Below are 16,338 nucleotides of genomic sequence, written 5' to 3' on the forward strand. Positions count from 1 at the left end.
CTAGAGGTGAAAAAGATGAAACTAAATCGCGTAGTAGTAACAGGTTATGGGGTAACATCTCCAATCGGAAATACACCAGAAGAATTTTGGAATAGTTTGACAACTGGAAAAATCGGAATTGGTCAAATAACAAAATTTGATCATAGTGACTTTGATGTGCATAATGCAGCAGAAATCCAAGATTTTCCTTTTGATAAATACTTTGTTAAGAAAGATACCAATCGTTTTGATAACTATTCTTTATATGCCTTGTATGCGGCTCAAGAAGCTGTTAATCATGCAGGTCTTGATGTAGAGGCCCTTGATAAAGATCGTTTTGGTGTTATTGTTGCCTCAGGTATTGGTGGAATCAAAGAAATTGAAGATCAAGTGATTCGCCTAAATGACAAAGGACCAAAACGTGTGAAACCATTGACCCTTCCAAAAGCCTTGCCAAATATGGCTTCAGGAAATGTCGCTATGCGTTTTGGAGCAAACGGTGTTTGTAAATCCATCAATACTGCCTGCGCTTCATCAAATGACGCGATTGGGGATGCCTTCCGCTCAATTAAATTTGGTTTCCAAGATGTTATGTTGGTAGGTGGTTCAGAAGCTTCTATTACACCTTTTGCTATCGCTGGTTTCCAAGCACTGACAGCTCTCTCTACTACAGAGGATCCAACTCGTGCTTCTATCCCATTTGATAAGGATCGCAATGGTTTTGTCATGGGTGAGGGTTCTGGGATGTTGGTTCTGGAAAGTCTTGAACACGCTGAAAAACGTGGGGCAACGATACTTGCTGAAGTAGTTGGTTATGGACACACCTGTGATGCCTACCACATGACTTCTCCTCATCCAGAAGGTAAGGGAGCTATCAAGGCCATCAAATTAGCCTTGGAAGAAGCTGAGATTTCCCCAGAACAAGTAGCCTATGTCAATGCTCACGGAACATCAACTCCTGCTAATGAAAAAGGAGAAAGTGGTGCGATCGTAGCTGTTCTTGGTAAGGAAGTACCTGTATCATCAACCAAATCTTTCACAGGACATTTGCTGGGGGCTGCAGGTGCAGTAGAAGCTATCGTAACAATCGAGGCTATGCGTCATAACTTTGTACCAATGACAGCTGGAACAAGTGAAGTATCAGATTATATCGAAGCCAATGTCGTTTATGGACAAGGCTTGGAGAAAGAAATTCCATACGCCATTTCAAATACTTTCGGTTTTGGTGGCCACAATGCAGTTCTTGCTTTCAAACGTTGGGAGAATAAATAAGTATGAATTTAAACGATATTAAAGACTTGATGGCTCAATTTGACCAGTCAAGTTTGAGAGAGTTTTCTTATAAGAATGGGACGGATGAGTTGGAGTTTAGCAAGAATGAAGCTAGACTTGTATCTCAAGTTGCACCTCAAGTTGCTCCAGCACCCGTTCTAGCAACACCAAGTCCAGTAGCTCCTACATCTGCTCCAGCAGAGACTGTAGTGGAAGAGACTTCGACGCCAGCTGAAACAAGTGTGGCTGCTGAGGGAGATGTTGTAGAGAGTCCACTTGTTGGGGTGGCTTACTTGGCTGCTGGTCCAGATAAACCTGCCTTTGTAACAGTTGGTGATAGTGTTAAAAAAGGTCAAACATTGGTAATTATCGAAGCCATGAAAGTCATGAATGAAATCCCAGCTCCTAAGGATGGTGTGGTAACGGAAATTCTTGTTTCTAACGAAGAAATGGTTGAGTTTGGTAAAGGATTGGTACGTATCAAATGATTGATATTCAAGGAATCAAAGAAGCTCTTCCCCACCGTTATCCTATGCTCCTAGTAGACCGTGTCTTGGAAGTGAGCGAGGATACCATTGTTGCTATCAAAAATGTGACCATTAACGAGCCCTTCTTCAACGGTCATTTTCCTCAATACCCTGTCATGCCAGGTGTTCTGATCATGGAAGCATTGGCGCAAACAGCTGGTGTCTTGGAGTTGTCAAAACCTGAAAATAAAGGAAAACTGGTCTTTTACGCTGGTATGGACAAGGTTAAATTCAAGAAGCAAGTTGTACCAGGTGATCAATTAGTTATGACGGCAACGTTTGTAAAACGTCGCGGTACCATTGCCGTGGTTGAAGCAAAGGCTGAAGTGGATGGCAAGATTGCAGCTAGTGGTACTCTTACCTTTGCAATAGGGAACTAAGGAGGTTCTCCATGTTTCGAAAAATTTTAATTGCCAATCGTGGTGAAATTGCGGTTCGTATTATCCGTGCGGCGCGTGAATTGGGCATTGCAACGGTGGCGGTTTATTCAACTGCTGATAAGGAAGCTCTTCATACGCTTTTGGCAGATGAAGCAGTTTGTATTGGCCCTGGTAAGCCAACGGAGTCTTATCTTAATATTAATGCGGTTCTATCAGCTGCAGTCTTGACTGAGGCAGAAGCTATTCACCCAGGTTTTGGATTTCTCAGTGAAAATTCCAAATTTGCTACCATGTGTGAAGAAGTTGGTATCAAGTTTATCGGCCCATCTGGTCATGTCATGGATATGATGGGGGATAAGATTAATGCGCGCGCTCAGATGATCAAAGCAGGCGTGCCTGTCATTCCAGGTTCGGATGGAGAAGTGCATAACTCTGAGGAAGCCTTGATTGTTGCTGAAAAAATTGGCTATCCTGTTATGCTCAAGGCTTCAGCAGGTGGAGGTGGTAAAGGGATTCGTAAGGTTGAAAAACCAGAAGACCTCGTTTCCGCCTTTGATACTGCTTCAAGTGAAGCCAAGGCTAATTATGGCAATGGTGCCATGTATATAGAGCGGGTTATTTATCCAGCTCGCCATATTGAGGTTCAAATCCTAGGTGATGAGCATGGACATGTGATTCACTTGGGTGAACGGGATTGTTCTCTTCAACGGAATAACCAAAAGGTTTTGGAAGAAAGTCCTTCGATTGCAATCGGAAAAACGTTGCGCCATGAAATCGGTGCTGCTGCTGTTCGAGCGGCAGAGTCTGTTGGCTATGAGAATGCAGGGACCATTGAGTTTCTTCTTGATGAAGCTAGCGGTAAATTCTATTTTATGGAGATGAATACTCGTGTACAAGTAGAGCATCCAGTAACAGAATTTGTTTCAGGTGTGGATATCGTTAAGGAACAAATTCGCATTGCAGCAGGTCAACCTCTGTCTGTTAAGCAAGAAGATATTGTTCTACGAGGTCATGCTATTGAATGTCGTATCAATGCAGAAAATCCAGCCTTCAACTTTGCTCCAAGTCCAGGTAAGATTACCAATCTCTATCTGCCAAGTGGAGGTGTTGGCTTGCGCGTAGATTCAGCAGTTTATCCAGGCTATACCATTCCACCTTATTATGACAGTATGATTGCCAAAGTCATCGTTCACGGTGAAAATCGTTTTGATGCCTTGATGAAAATGCAACGTGCCCTCTATGAACTAGAGATAGAGGGGGTGCAGACTAATGCAGATTTCCAGCTTGACCTCATTTCAGACCGCAATGTCATTGCTGGGGATTATGATACTTCCTTCTTGATGGAAACCTTCTTACCTAAATATCAAGAAAAAGAATAAAATGACTTTAAGAGTTTAAACCGAAAAGGGGAATCAATGGCTCTATTTAGTAAAAAAGATAAATATATTCGAATCAATCCTAATCGTTCGGTTAGGGAAAAACCTCAAGCCAAGCCAGAGGTTCCAGATGAATTATTTTCTAAGTGTCCGGGTTGTAAGCATACCATCTATCAGAAGGATCTGGGAAGTGAGCGTATCTGTCCGCACTGTAGCTATACCTTTCGTATTTCTGCCCAAGAACGCTTGGTTTTGACGATTGATATGGGAACCTTCAAGGAATTGTTTACAGGGATTGAAAGCAAGGATCCCTTGCATTTCCCTGGTTATCAAAAGAAACTAGCAACTATGCGTGAAAAAACAGGTCTGGATGAAGCCGTTGTCACAGGAACAGCTCTTATTAAAGGTCAGACTGTGGCTCTTGGGATTATGGATTCCAACTTTATCATGGCTTCTATGGGTACAGTTGTAGGTGAAAAAATCACTCGATTATTTGAATATGCGACTGTTGAAAAATTGCCAGTTGTTCTTTTCACAGCATCTGGTGGAGCACGTATGCAGGAAGGAATCATGAGTCTCATGCAGATGGCCAAGATTTCTGCAGCGGTTAAACGCCATTCAAATGCAGGTCTCTTTTACCTGACCATTTTGACAGATCCAACGACAGGTGGTGTCACAGCTTCTTTCGCTATGGAAGGGGATATCATTCTGGCTGAACCACAGAGCTTGGTCGGTTTTGCTGGGCGTCGTGTGATTGAAAATACGGTTCGTGAAAGCTTGCCTGAGGGGTTTCAAAAGGCAGAATTCCTATTGGAACATGGTTTTGTGGATGCTATTGTTAAAAGAAGAGACTTGCCAGATACGATTGCTAGTCTAGTCAGATTGCATGGAGGGAGTCCTAGATGAATATTGCAAAAATAGTCAGAGAAGCGCGTGAGCAGAGTCGCTTGACAACCTTGGACTTTGCGATAGGCATTTTTGATGACTTTATCCAATTACACGGCGACCGTTCTTTTCGTGATGATGGTGCAGTTGTTGGTGGTATTGGTTGGCTTGGAGATCAAGCTGTAACAGTAGTTGGTATCCAAAAAGGCAAGAGTTTACAAGATAACCTAAAACGGAATTTTGGCCAACCGCATCCAGAAGGTTACCGCAAGGCCCTACGGTTGATGAAACAGGCTGAAAAGTTTGGCCGTCCAGTAGTGACCTTTATCAATACAGCAGGTGCTTATCCTGGTGTCGGAGCGGAAGAACGTGGTCAAGGGGAAGCTATTGCTCGCAATCTCATGGAAATGAGTGACCTGAAAGTTCCTATAATTGCCATCATTATTGGTGAAGGTGGTTCAGGTGGGGCTCTGGCTCTGGCAGTCGCAGACCGTGTTTGGATGCTGGAAAATTCTATCTATGCCATTCTCAGTCCAGAAGGTTTTGCTTCTATTCTATGGAAAGATGGCAGTCGTGCCATGGAAGCGGCAGAACTGATGAAAATCACTTCGCATGAACTGTTAGAAATGGCCGTGGTGGATAAGGTGATTTCTGAAGCAGGATTTTCGAGCAAAGAACTGATTAAGAGTGTCAAAAAAGAACTCCAAACGGAGCTAGATCTACTTTCACAAAAACCGCTAGAAGAGTTGTTGGAAGAACGTTACCAACGATTTAGAAAATACTAATACTTCAGATTACGCAAAAACTAGAACTGACTGCCAGTTCTAGTTTTTATGTGCTTCTTATACTCAATGAAAATCAAAGAGCAAACTAGGAAACTAGCCGCAGGCTGTACTTGAGTACGGCAAGGCGACGTTGACGCGGTTTGAATTTGATTTTCATTGAGTATTACTCTTTGCAGAGGGGAAAGTAAAAAAGTGCTTGGAAGACCAAACACCTTTTCGATTATTCATTTTCTTCTGTTACAAATTGACTAAGCAGTCCGTTGATAAAACGGGCTGATTTTTGATCTGAAAAATTCTTAGCGAGTTCAATAGCTTCATTGACTGCTACCAGCTGAGGTGTATCAAATGATGTGATTTCAAAGATTCCCAAGCGTAGTAAGTTTTTTTCGATCAAGGTCAATCGTTCAACTGTCCAGCCTGACTTGAGGTGCTGGTTGATTTGTTTATCCAGCTCGTCTTTTTGAGCTTGAACGCCAGAAACCAAGTTCAGAAGAAAGGCAGGGATCTGCACATCTGCATCTTCACGATCATGCGTGTAGGCAAAGTGACAAGCTGTCTCCATATCTGTGCCGAATTCAAGGCTCATAAGAGCTTGAAAAGCGCATTTACGAAGTTCACGTCTAGATTCTAATAATGGACTAGTCATTGAGGAAGTCCTCGTTAAATAGATCTTTCAACTCAGGTTTTGGTGTTTTGTCTGGAACGATTCCTGCAACATGAATGTTGACAGCAGCAAGTTCCACATCAGCCATATCACGAACAGCATCTTTGACTGCTTTTTGAATAGTAAGAGCGACTTTTGGTACCTTCACACCGTACTCAAGATAGAGATAGATATCAGCTGTCAGCTCTTCTTCGATATTTTTAAGATAAACGCCACGACCTAGAGAAAATTTTGATAGGGTATCAGATACGGATTTATTTGAAAATGAGTGGACACCCTCAACTTTAGCAGTTGCGATGGCAATGATTTTTTCAAGTACACGTGGAGCGATAACGATTTCGCCAAATTGTTCTTCAATTCCCATAGAATGACCTCTTTCTAGAGATTAGGCACGAGAAACGTAAGTTCCTTCTGCAGTGTTGATGATCAATTTTTGTCCAGCTTCGATGAAGTCGGGAACGTTGACAACAAGTCCAGTTTCCATAGTTGCTGGTTTACCAGAACCTGTAACAGTAGCACCCTTGATAGATGGTTGTGTTTCAGCGACTGTCAATTCAACAGTAGTTGGTACAGTTACACCGATTACTTCTGTTCCGTAGAATTGAATTTTCACATCAGAGTTTTCAAGGATGTAAAGCAATTCATTTTCAACATTTACGACTGGGATTTCGTATTGGTCGTAAGTTTCAGTGTTCATGAAGTAGGCAGTTTCATCCATTTTGTACAAGTATTGAGCTGGAACAGTTTCGATAATAGCTTGTTCGAATTTTTCTTCTGGACGGTAGCTTGTGTCAAAAGTAGAACCAGTACGGACATCACGCAATTTCATACGCATGATTGTGTTCCCTTTACCTGGTTTGTGGTGGCTAGCTTCCAAAACGCGGATCAATTTTCCGTCTGCAGTTTCAAATGTCATACCAGCTTTCAATTTGCTTGCTTCAATCATGTTTTTACCTCTTTAATAAATATTATTACTCTTCATTTTACCATAAAATATTCCGGAAATAAAGCCAAAATAGTTATTGGGATATGGTAGGAGTGAAAAAACCAACCTCAGGGCTGGTTTCTTTTACGTGTTAATCTTCTTTCAACTTGGCTAATTCTTGAGCAAGAAGTTTAAGGGCAACTTGTGGGTTGGCTTGGCCTTTAGTTGCTTTCATCAGGAAGCCTGTGAAGGCCTTGTCTGCGTTGCGTTTGCCTGACTTGAAGTCGGCAACAGCAGCTTCGTTATCGGCAAAGACTTGGTGGATAATTGGAATCAAGACAGCTGGATCTGAGATTTGGACCATACCTGCTTTTTCCACGTATTCACGCGCACCACCACCATTTTTAGCCAGGTGGACAAAGACTTTCTTGGCAATCTTAGAAGAGATCGTGCCGTCTTCGATGATGGCAATCATTTCAACCAAGTTTTCTGGTGTTAGTTCGATTTGTTCGAGTGTCTTGCCTTCAGCGTTCAAGAACTGAGCAACCTCACCTTGGAGCCAGTTTGAGACTTGCTTAGCATCGCCACCGAGGGCAACAGCTTTTTCAAAGAAATCAGAAGTGACTTTGTTTGCGGTCAACTGGCTGGCATCGTAGTCTGACAAGCCAAGGTCAGAGACGTAGCGTGCACGGCGTTCTTTTGGAAACTCTGGCAACTCTGTCCGCATTTCCTCGATCCACTCGTCTGAGATTTCAAAGAGAGGTAGGTCAGGTTCTGGGAAGTAGCGGTAGTCTGCAGCACCTTCTTTGACACGCATGAGGATGGTTGCTTTGTTGGCTTCATCGTAACGGCGTGTTTCTTGGCGAATTTGACCACCTGAGCGAAGGATTTCAGCCTGACGTTGCACTTCGTATTCAAGACCTTTGCGAACATTTGAGAAGGAGTTGAGGTTCTTCAACTCTGTCTTGGTACCGAATTTCTCTTGACCATAAGGACGAAGGGAGATGTTGGCATCCACACGCATCGAACCTTCCTCCATCTTGACGTCAGAAATGCCAGCGTACTGGATGACTTCCTTGAGGGCTGTTAGATAAGCATAGGCTTCTTCAGGTGAACGCATATCTGCTTCAGATACAATCTCAATCAAGGGCACCCCTTGGCGGTTGAGGTCAACATAAGAGTAGCCATCTGTACCGTGGGTGTTTTTACCAGCGTCTTCCTCTAGGTGAGCACGTTCGATACCGATTTTCTTAGTCGTACCATCTTCTAGTTCCACTTCAATCCAGCCGTTGTAGCCGATTGGTTCATCAAATTGAGAAATTTGGTAGGCCTTTGGATTATCAGGATAGAAGTAGTTCTTGCGGTCAAAGTGCATCTTTTTGTGGATGTCCATGTTGAGGGCAAGAGCAGCCTTGATACCGGCATCGACAACACCTTTATTGAGAACTGGCAGAACTCCTGGGAAGGACCAGTCAATCACGTTGGTGTTGGCATTTTGGTCATTTCCAAAGTGGGCAGAAGTAGGTGAGAAGATTTTTGAATTGGTGTTGAGCTCTACGTGGACTTCAAGTCCGATGACTGTTTCAAAGTTCATTAGTTGTCACCTCCAAAAATCACGGGTTGTTGTTTGTGGTAGTCTGTTGTCGCCTCAAAAGCAGCAGCAGCTTGGTAAATGGTTTCCTCAGAGTACTTAGGACCAATCAATTGGAGTCCGACAGGTAGACCTTGAGAGAATCCAGCAGGAATCGAAATCCCTGGAAGACCAGCCAAGTTGACTGGGATTGTTAAGAGATCAGCCAAGTACATGGCAACTGGGTCATGGTTGAGTGAGTCCAAGTCATAAGCAACACTAGGAGCAGTTGGACCAAGGATTAGATCATAATCTGCAAATACTTTTTCAAAATCTTGGATGATGAGGGTACGAACTTGCCCAGCTTTCTTGTAGTAGGCATCGTAGTAACCTGATGAAAGACTGAAAGTACCTAGCATGATACGGCGTTTCACTTCTTCACCGAAACCTTGGCTACGGCTGTTTACATAGATTTCATCAAGGTTGGTTGCATCTTCTGCGCGGTAGCCGTAACGGATACCGTCAAAGCGTTGCAAGTTTGATGAAGCTTCAGATGAAGCGATGATGTAGTAAACGGCAACACCGTATTTAGAGTGAGGAAGGCTGACTTCTTCAACGATAGCGCCCAATTTTTCAAAGTGTTTGGCTGCATTCAGAATAGTTTCCTTAACCTCTGGGTCAATTCCTTCACCTAGGTATTCTTTAGGCAAAGCAATTTTCATTCCCTTGATGTCTTGGCCGATTTTTGAAGTAAAGTCGGCGATGCGGACAGGAGCAGAAGTAGAGTCTTTAGCGTCTTCGCTGGCAATAGCGTTGAGCAAGAGAGCATTTTCCTTAACAGTTGGCGCAAAAGGCCCAATCTGGTCTAATGAGCTACCGAAGGCAATGAGACCGAAACGAGAAACCGTTCCGTAGGTTGGTTTGAGACCAACGATCCCGTTGAAGGCAGCAGGTTGGCGGATAGAACCACCAGTATCAGAACCAAGTGACAAGCGGACTTGTCCTGAAGCTACAGCTGCAGCAGAACCACTTGATGAACCACCAGGAACCTTGCTGTGGTCCCAAGCGTTTTTAGTGGCACCATAGTGAGAAGTCTCACCTGATCCACCCATGGCAAATTCGTCCATGTTGGTCTTTCCAACGACAATCATGCCTTTTGATTTGGCATTTGAAACAGCTGTCGCATCAAAGATCGGCTCATAGTTGTAGAGCATTTTTGAGGCTGCAGTTGTGAGAATACCATCTGTAGAGATATTATCTTTAACTGCAAGTGGAATTCCTGAAAGCACATTATCAGCGTCAATTCCAGCTTCATCAATGGCTTTGGCTTGAGCAAGAGCCTGCTCTTCAGCGATGGTAACAAAAGCGTTGATAGCTGTCTCGCGAGACTTGATATCTTCAAGCGTAGCTTGGGTTAATTCTGTTGCAGAAATTTCCTTAGAAACAAGGAGATTGTGCAAGTCTTCAATGGTTTTATTGTTGAAAGTCATTAGGCATCTCCTCCATCATCTAGGATAGCTGGTACCTTGATATAGTAATTGTCTTTTTCAGGTACGTTTTTAAACAGGCGATCGCGGTCTGTTCCTTCTTCGGCCACATCAGGGCGGAGTACGGTTTTACGGTCAGCCATAGTCGTAGTAGGTGCGACACCAGTTGTGTCAACTTCGCCCAGCAACTCAACCATGTCAACAATTTTAGACAAGGTAGTCGCAAATGCAGCAGTTTCTTCTTCAGAGAATCTTAATTTGGAAAGATTGGCAACGTGTGTTACCTCTTCTTGCGTAATTTTCATCTTGCATCCTTTCGTGAAATGATGATTTTTAGTCTGTTCTATTTTACCATATTTTCCTATAAATAAGGGAGGTAAAGCTGAAAAAAGGTAGGTGGAGGCTAGAGAATGTGTTTTAATGATGATTAATTTGAAAAGAGGATTTCAAAGGGGAAATTATATGATACAATGGTATAACAGAGAAGTGAAGACGGTGGTTACGAAATCGAAAGGATGGTGATGCTTATGTGCAGAATCCGTAAAATCTTAGTAGAAAGGAGTAACCAGATTTGTCACCCTTTGAGGCTTTGACGCTCATGTTTGTAGCTGGTAACTTTGTTATCACGCTCCTGAAGTTCATCCTTGAATTGGTAAAAGAGACAAAAAAATAGCCGTCCTAACTTTGGCGAGTTAACGAGCTATTTTTTAGTTATATAATTACAGCCACCGTCTTAAACGGCTCTGTAGGGTGTTGTTGACGCAACACCTTTTTCTATATTCATTGTAACATTTATTTTAAAAATTGCAAGTGGAATTGTCCTACTTTAGCAGTGTCTGATATAAAATAGAAATTGAAAAAAATGCTAAAATCCGATATAATGGAGTGTTGAAAGGAATGGTAAAATCCAATGTAAAAATCATTCTTAGCTATTAAAACAGATAAAAATAGATTTAAAAGAAAGAGAACTTATGAATATTCAAGAAGAAATTAAGAAACGTCGTACCTTTGCTATCATCTCCCACCCGGACGCGGGTAAAACGACCATCACTGAGCAGTTGCTCTACTTTGGGGGAGAAATTCGTGAGGCCGGTACGGTAAAAGGGAAGAAAACAGGAACTTTTGCCAAGTCTGACTGGATGGATATCGAGAAGCAACGCGGGATTTCGGTGACCTCATCTGTTATGCAATTTGACTACGATGGCAAGCGTGTGAATATCCTCGACACCCCAGGGCATGAGGACTTTTCAGAAGATACCTATCGTACCTTGATGGCGGTGGATGCTGCGGTCATGGTTGTGGACTCTGCCAAGGGTATCGAGGCGCAAACAAAGAAATTGTTTGAAGTTGTCAAACACCGTGGTATTCCAGTCTTCACCTTTATGAACAAGCTGGACCGTGACGGTCGTGAGCCGCTGGATCTCTTGCAAGAATTGGAAGAAGTCTTGGGCATTGCTAGTTACCCGATGAACTGGCCAATCGGGATGGGGAAAGCTTTTGAGGGGCTCTATGACCTCTATAACCAACGCTTGGAACTTTACAAGGGGGATGAACGTTTCGCTAGTCTAGAAGATGGGGACGAGCTTTTTGGCACCAATCCTTTCTACGAACAAGTCAAGGATGACATTGACCTTTTAAACGAAGCTGGGAATGAGTTTTCGGAGGAAGCTATCCTTGCTGGAGAATTGACGCCAGTCTTCTTCGGTTCAGCTTTGACAAACTTTGGTGTACAGACATTCCTTGAGACTTTCCTTAAGTTTGCTCCAGAACCACATGGACACAAGAAAACAGATGGTGAAATTGTGGATCCTTATGATAAGGACTTCTCAGGATTTGTCTTTAAAATCCAAGCCAACATGGACCCTCGACACCGTGACCGTATTGCCTTTGTACGTATCGTATCGGGTGAATTTGAACGTGGTATGAGTGTCAACTTGCCTCGTACTGGTAAGGGTGCTAAACTTTCGAATGTTACTCAGTTTATGGCGGAAAGTCGTGAGAATGTGACCAATGCCGTGGCAGGAGATATCATCGGGGTTTACGATACAGGAACTTATCAGGTTGGGGATACCTTGACAGTTGGAAAAAACAAGTTTGAGTTTGAACCGTTGCCAACCTTTACTCCTGAAATTTTCATGAAAGTTTCTGCTAAGAATGTCATGAAGCAGAAATCCTTCCACAAGGGGATTGAGCAACTGGTGCAAGAAGGTGCTATTCAGCTTTATAAGAATTACCAAACAGGCGAGTACATGCTGGGAGCTGTTGGTCAACTCCAGTTTGAAGTCTTTAAACACCGCATGGAAGGCGAGTACAATGCGGAAGTAGTCATGAGCCCAATGGGTAAAAAGACCGTTCGTTGGATCAAGCCTGAGGACTTGGATGAACGAATGTCATCAAGTCGAAATATCTTGGCTAAAGACCGTTTTGACCAACCAGTCTTCCTCTTTGAAAATGACTTTGCCCTCCGCTGGTTTGCGGATAAGTATCCAGATGTTGAACTAGAAGAGAAGATGTAACTCAGTACCAACAATTGGAACTAAAGTTCCTAATTGTTGGACGCTAGTCGCTATTTGGCGAACTAGCTAACTGCCTTACTAACTACGTTTGGCAAATGAAATCGATTTGCCAAACTTCGTGTCGTAGTTCAGTAAATGTATTTGATTGTGTAACAATCTAAGTAACTAACGCCAAGTTTCTATGGAACTTGGCTGAGCGCTCTACTAGTAAAGTTTTACGAATATTGTCGCTTCGTAAAACTCAGTGTCGTAATCTAATAATAGGTAACCGCTATAGCGGCTTACCTAAACGCTTCACTAGGAAAAATCCACGAATGGTATCGATTCGTGGATTTTTCGTCGTAACTGGTAGGAAGTAGTCTAGCTAACTGACTTACTGACTACGTCTGGCAAATAGAATTGATTTGCCAAACTCCTTGTCGTAGCTCAGTAAATTTATTTGATCGTATAACAATTTAAGTAACTAATGCTAAATCTATATGTAACTTGGTTAAACACTTCACTAGTCAAAGTTCACGAATGGCATCGATTCGTGGGCTTTTTTTGTCGTAACAGTTAGAAATTGCCCGAGCTACGGACCTCACTAACTCGTCATAGTTCATGGATGTTATTCATTCATGAGTTTTTTGTTTTGAGAAATAGAAATTAAATTATTTATGTTTTTGTATTTTTTAGTATTAATCGTGTATGTTTGCATTAACTAATGCAATAGATTTTTGAGTATATTCAAAATTATATATATTAAATATTGTCTTAGGATAAGTATATATAAAAAGGTTTGAAGTATCATATCATATGAAAAAATATATTAAAATAATTGACAAGCGTTTGCATTTAAAGTATACTTTAAATGTATGATTAAATGGACCATAGTGTGTACTTTGGTGTGGATGATAAGGAGTAAAATATGTTTTTTAGACGTCAGAATGGTCGTTATAGAGAGACAGACCGTGTGACACGTTATAAGTTAATTAAATCGGGTAAACATTGGTTGAGAGCTTCAACCTCTCTTTTTGGTTTATTCAAGGTCTTGCGGGGTGGTGTAGATACGACTCAAGTCATGACTGAAGTAGTAGAGGATAAAGTGAATACTTCTATTACAGGTCTGGATATTATCAAGGGACTTGCCGCCACAGGGGCAGTTTTAGGTGGTAGTGTTGCTACTCAAACAAAAGTATTTGCAAATGAAACAGTAGCCGTGGAAAAAACACTGGAAAATCCAGACCTCTTGGTTACAAATGATACAGCAGTTTTGGGGACAACATCTCTAAGTAACTCGGAAAATTCTGCTAGCTTGTCTACTTCTATGAGTGAAAGCGCTTCGATTTCAGAATCTGTGTCTAAGAGCTCGTCAGCCAGTACTTCAGCCAGCACTTCAGCAAGTGCTTCTGCTAGTACGTCAGTTAGTGCCTCAGCTAGCACATCATCTTCAGCTAGCGCTAGCGCTTCAGATTCCGCTAGTACGTCAACTAGTTTGAGTCAATCTACTAGCCAAACAAGTAGCGTGTCAACATCTGTAGGAGCTTCCTCAGAAAAAACTGTATCTGAAATTCAAGATGAGAAGAAAGTATCGACTCAAAATGAATCAAAGGTTGACAAGATTGATTCATCAATTTTGAAGCCTGCTGCTATTGACTCAAACGCTGTTAAAACGAATTCAGATACAACAAGTTTAGTTGGTGCGACAGCTGCAACCTTGTCATCTGTAGAAGCTTCTGTAAAGAAAAATGAAGAAAATCGTAAGAAGTTAACCAAGCTTTCAGCTGAAATGGGTGAATACTTAGCGAAGGCTGCTGGTTTACCAAACACTGATTCAGCAATTACTAAGGTAAATGCAGCAGTGACAGCTATTGAAAAAGCTTTGGCAAATCCAACGAGTGACTGGACAGCGGTGGTGCAAAAAGCTACCTTGGCTCGTAATTCTATTGTCAATGCTGTTCTAAGAGCTAATTCAGGTGTGCGTGATGCCCGTAATGGCAAAGCTATGTTGCGTGATGCTTCTCTTCGTGCAAGTTGGGCTACTGCTCAGAATGACGGGCGTATGACGGTAAGTAGTCCAGGTGCTACTTTTGATAAGGCTACTGGTATCGCGACGTATACTATGAATGTTCAGGCGAATAGTGCTTTGAGCAATGTTGGTGTTAAGATAAATGTCGGCCAAGGTGGCCACGTCCAAAGTGCTACTTTTAATGGGCAATCTATGGAGAAAACCTTTACTCAGGGGTCTGAGATTGTTTATAATTATAGGCATGGACAAAATGGGAATTTAAACGGTACGATTGTAGTCAAAGTGAAATATGATAACAATGTGCCGACTGCGACTGCAGATATGCAGGTGCAGGTCAGCTCAGCACCTATCGGGCAAAATACTCAAGGTAATGCTTCTAGAGTTCAATCTGCAAGTGTTTCAACAGGGTATTCTAGACCTCAATCTAACAATTCTATTTCAAAAACAGGTCCGAAATTTAATGTTTCTAGTACTTATAAAGAAGTATATAATGGAGATGTAATAAATGATAATATTGGGGTTGAATATCGTGGTTCACTTATAAAGAAAGTGAGTCTTGAAAATCGTACATTAATTCCTGGAATCTATTACGGAGGTCCTCAAAACAATCAAACACTAAATAATGTTAAAAATATTACAGTTAATCTTGCTGGTGAAATCGGAGGCTCTGATGCTTCTGCTGAGGTTGGTAAAACTTACACCTATAACTTTTCGGCTTGGGACAATAATGATACTAAATCAACAGCTAATATAAGTTATTACATAAAAGGTTTTAACGAGCGCCATAATATTCAAAGTGGCGATATTGTTAGAGTCTCCGATTTGAGTCATTTAACTCCTGAAGAAATTAAGGAAGTTTATAATAACTTTATTAACAATGATGCTAATAAACGTGATTTACTATCTAATCAAGATGTAGTAAAAAATGGTACACAGCCAAATTTATCTTATGCCGAAAACGGGAAGGTGACTTTATCATATCCTGGAACCAAGTCGAAAATTGAAGTTGATACTGATGGTACCATTACAGTTACTTATCGTGATGGTACATCAAGTACCATCAATGCAACCCTAGAGAAGGAAACGGAAATTCCTGATGTTAACGTGTCCGTAACTCGTAATGGAAAAGAAATCCAACCAGTTATTGGGAAGGATGGAAATAAATACTATTACGTATATGCTGGTGATGATTTTACAGTTGATATGACTGCGACTGATAACAAGGGCAAATTGAGAGAATTTAAACTTGTTCCAGAATCTGATGGAAATCGTCCAGCTTCGGACTTGGCTAATAATTTCTTTAAGGATTCTAAGTATGGTACAGGTACTGTTACTTCTCTATCGGATCCTAATGGCGAAATTGTTGCGACTCCATCTAATCCTGCTCGTATTAATGTTACAGGACACATGAAGGATGATTTGGAATTTGCTGATGGGAATCATTGGCGAAGAAATGCTATCGCAACAGATAAGGCAGGTAACTATACTCAAGCTGGGGATGCAAATAAAGGGAACTTCTTTATCAAGCAAGGTAGATTGGCGGATATTATGGATGGTGTAGCACCGTCTGACACTTTCCAAGTAGAAAATATCTCTCGATTGTCCCCTCAAGAAAAAGCTCGTATATTGTCTGCTGTTGAAAAACTAAATAATAAGAAAGAAAAACGCATTGATTCTTTCACTGTTAGCGACAATGGTACAGTCACTATTACTTATAAAGATAAGACTACAGATACGGTAAATATAAAAGTGTCTGACAGTGATTATAAGAGTAGAAGTGCCTCAACAAGCGCGTCTAAGTCAGCGTCGACAAGCGCAAGTCAAAGTGCTTCAACAAGTGCATCTAAGTCCGCGTCGACAAGTGCCAGCCAAAGTGCCTCAACAAGTGCATCTAAGTCAGCGTCGACAAGTGCCAGCCAAAGTGCCTCAACGAGCGCATCTAAGTCAGCGTCAACAAGTGCGAG

The 16,338-nt window shown here is 41.9% G+C and carries 15 protein-coding genes; 9 read left to right on the forward strand and 6 right to left on the reverse strand.

Going from position 1 to position 16,338, the window contains the following annotated elements:
- The first annotated feature begins 15 nt into the window (after nt 1-15).
- From fabF to MK482_RS00585, 6 genes are read left to right on the forward strand one after another with little or no spacing between them, the layout of a single operon-like run.
- Complete coding sequence (gene fabF / locus MK482_RS00560; RefSeq protein ID WP_268717711.1) at nt 16-1,251, forward strand: beta-ketoacyl-ACP synthase II; 1,236 nt, start codon at nt 16-18, stop codon at nt 1,249-1,251.
- 2 nt (nt 1,252-1,253) lie between these two features.
- Nucleotides 1,254-1,739 carry an acetyl-CoA carboxylase biotin carboxyl carrier protein gene (gene accB, locus MK482_RS00565; RefSeq protein WP_136937568.1) on the forward strand — a complete coding sequence of 162 codons (486 nt, stop codon included), beginning with the start codon at nt 1,254-1,256 and terminating at the stop codon, nt 1,737-1,739.
- Nucleotides 1,736-2,158 carry a 3-hydroxyacyl-ACP dehydratase FabZ gene (gene fabZ / locus MK482_RS00570; RefSeq protein WP_049544791.1) on the forward strand — a complete coding sequence of 141 codons (423 nt, stop codon included), beginning with the start codon at nt 1,736-1,738 and terminating at the stop codon, nt 2,156-2,158. Before accB ends, fabZ begins: the two co-directional genes overlap by 4 nt.
- Nucleotides 2,159-2,169: 11 nt before the next feature.
- Nucleotides 2,170-3,537 carry an acetyl-CoA carboxylase biotin carboxylase subunit gene (gene accC / locus MK482_RS00575; protein WP_261087782.1) on the forward strand — a complete coding sequence of 456 codons (1,368 nt, stop codon included), beginning with the start codon at nt 2,170-2,172 and terminating at the stop codon, nt 3,535-3,537.
- A 36-nt stretch (nt 3,538-3,573) separates the two neighbouring features.
- Complete coding sequence (gene accD, locus MK482_RS00580; protein ID WP_124788340.1) at nt 3,574-4,440, forward strand: acetyl-CoA carboxylase, carboxyltransferase subunit beta; 867 nt, start codon at nt 3,574-3,576, stop codon at nt 4,438-4,440.
- A complete protein-coding gene (locus tag MK482_RS00585) occupies nt 4,437-5,204 on the forward strand; it encodes an acetyl-CoA carboxylase carboxyl transferase subunit alpha (RefSeq protein WP_268717712.1) in 768 nt (255 codons plus the stop codon). The genes accD and MK482_RS00585 overlap by 4 nt, the downstream gene beginning before the upstream one ends.
- Nucleotides 5,205-5,424: 220 nt before the next feature.
- Here the strand turns inward: MK482_RS00585 and nusB are convergent, their stop codons facing one another.
- The 6 genes from nusB to gatC form a co-directional block, all read right to left on the reverse strand.
- Nucleotides 5,425-5,850, reverse strand: a complete 426-nt coding sequence (gene nusB, locus MK482_RS00590) for a transcription antitermination factor NusB (protein WP_049546925.1) — start codon at nt 5,848-5,850, stop codon at nt 5,425-5,427.
- Nucleotides 5,843-6,232 (reverse strand): Asp23/Gls24 family envelope stress response protein, encoded by a 390-nt coding sequence (locus MK482_RS00595; protein ID WP_124788342.1) that lies wholly within the window; start codon nt 6,230-6,232, stop codon nt 5,843-5,845. The genes nusB and MK482_RS00595 overlap by 8 nt, the downstream gene beginning before the upstream one ends.
- A gap of 21 nt (nt 6,233-6,253) precedes the next feature.
- Nucleotides 6,254-6,814 carry an elongation factor P gene (gene efp / locus MK482_RS00600; RefSeq protein ID WP_000568643.1) on the reverse strand — a complete coding sequence of 187 codons (561 nt, stop codon included), beginning with the start codon at nt 6,812-6,814 and terminating at the stop codon, nt 6,254-6,256.
- Nucleotides 6,815-6,944: 130 nt separating this feature from the next.
- Nucleotides 6,945-8,387 carry an Asp-tRNA(Asn)/Glu-tRNA(Gln) amidotransferase subunit GatB gene (gene gatB / locus MK482_RS00605; RefSeq protein ID WP_049522353.1) on the reverse strand — a complete coding sequence of 481 codons (1,443 nt, stop codon included), beginning with the start codon at nt 8,385-8,387 and terminating at the stop codon, nt 6,945-6,947.
- Entirely contained in the window at nt 8,387-9,853 is a 1,467-nt protein-coding gene (gatA, locus tag MK482_RS00610; protein ID WP_268717713.1) for an Asp-tRNA(Asn)/Glu-tRNA(Gln) amidotransferase subunit GatA, read from the reverse strand. Before gatA ends, gatB begins: the two co-directional genes overlap by 1 nt.
- Nucleotides 9,853-10,155, reverse strand: coding sequence for an Asp-tRNA(Asn)/Glu-tRNA(Gln) amidotransferase subunit GatC (gene gatC, locus MK482_RS00615; protein ID WP_000705419.1), 303 nt, complete (start codon nt 10,153-10,155; stop codon nt 9,853-9,855). The genes gatA and gatC overlap by 1 nt, the downstream gene beginning before the upstream one ends.
- 293 nt (nt 10,156-10,448) lie before the next feature.
- Here gatC and MK482_RS00620 point away from each other — a divergent pair, with 293 nt between their 5' ends.
- The 3 genes from MK482_RS00620 to MK482_RS00630 all read left to right on the forward strand — a co-directional run.
- A complete protein-coding gene (locus MK482_RS00620; RefSeq protein ID WP_232610068.1) occupies nt 10,449-10,523 on the forward strand; it encodes a hypothetical protein in 75 nt (24 codons plus the stop codon).
- Between the two features lie 298 nt (nt 10,524-10,821).
- Nucleotides 10,822-12,366: a peptide chain release factor 3 gene (locus MK482_RS00625; RefSeq protein WP_268717714.1), complete on the forward strand. Its 1,545-nt coding sequence runs from the start codon at nt 10,822-10,824 to the stop codon at nt 12,364-12,366.
- Nucleotides 12,367-13,273: 907 nt separating this feature from the next.
- Nucleotides 13,274-16,338: accessory Sec-dependent serine-rich glycoprotein adhesin (locus MK482_RS00630; RefSeq protein ID WP_268717715.1), on the forward strand; the 3,065-nt coding region annotated here is incomplete at its 3' end.

This window comes from Streptococcus mitis (genome assembly GCF_026782865.1).
Classification (GTDB): Bacteria; Bacillota; Bacilli; order Lactobacillales; family Streptococcaceae; genus Streptococcus; species Streptococcus mitis_CG.

Bases quoted from the DNA above. Each gene is read 5' to 3' on its own strand.
- fabF (WP_268717711.1), top strand. From the start codon at position 16: ATGAAACTAAATCGCGTAGTAGTAACAGGTTATGGGGTAACATCTCCA.
- accB (WP_136937568.1), top strand. From the start codon at position 1,254: ATGAATTTAAACGATATTAAAGACTTGATGGCTCAATTTGACCAGTCA.
- fabZ (WP_049544791.1), top strand. From the start codon at position 1,736: ATGATTGATATTCAAGGAATCAAAGAAGCTCTTCCCCACCGTTATCCT.
- accC (WP_261087782.1), top strand. From the start codon at position 2,170: ATGTTTCGAAAAATTTTAATTGCCAATCGTGGTGAAATTGCGGTTCGT.
- accD (WP_124788340.1), top strand. From the start codon at position 3,574: ATGGCTCTATTTAGTAAAAAAGATAAATATATTCGAATCAATCCTAAT.
- MK482_RS00585 (WP_268717712.1), top strand. From the start codon at position 4,437: ATGAATATTGCAAAAATAGTCAGAGAAGCGCGTGAGCAGAGTCGCTTG.
- nusB (WP_049546925.1), bottom strand. From the start codon at position 5,850: ATGACTAGTCCATTATTAGAATCTAGACGTGAACTTCGTAAATGCGCT.
- MK482_RS00595 (WP_124788342.1), bottom strand. From the start codon at position 6,232: ATGGGAATTGAAGAACAATTTGGCGAAATCGTTATCGCTCCACGTGTA.
- efp (WP_000568643.1), bottom strand. From the start codon at position 6,814: ATGATTGAAGCAAGCAAATTGAAAGCTGGTATGACATTTGAAACTGCA.
- gatB (WP_049522353.1), bottom strand. From the start codon at position 8,387: ATGAACTTTGAAACAGTCATCGGACTTGAAGTCCACGTAGAGCTCAAC.
- gatA (WP_268717713.1), bottom strand. From the start codon at position 9,853: ATGACTTTCAACAATAAAACCATTGAAGACTTGCACAATCTCCTTGTT.
- gatC (WP_000705419.1), bottom strand. From the start codon at position 10,155: ATGAAAATTACGCAAGAAGAGGTAACACACGTTGCCAATCTTTCCAAA.
- MK482_RS00625 (WP_268717714.1), top strand. From the start codon at position 10,822: ATGAATATTCAAGAAGAAATTAAGAAACGTCGTACCTTTGCTATCATC.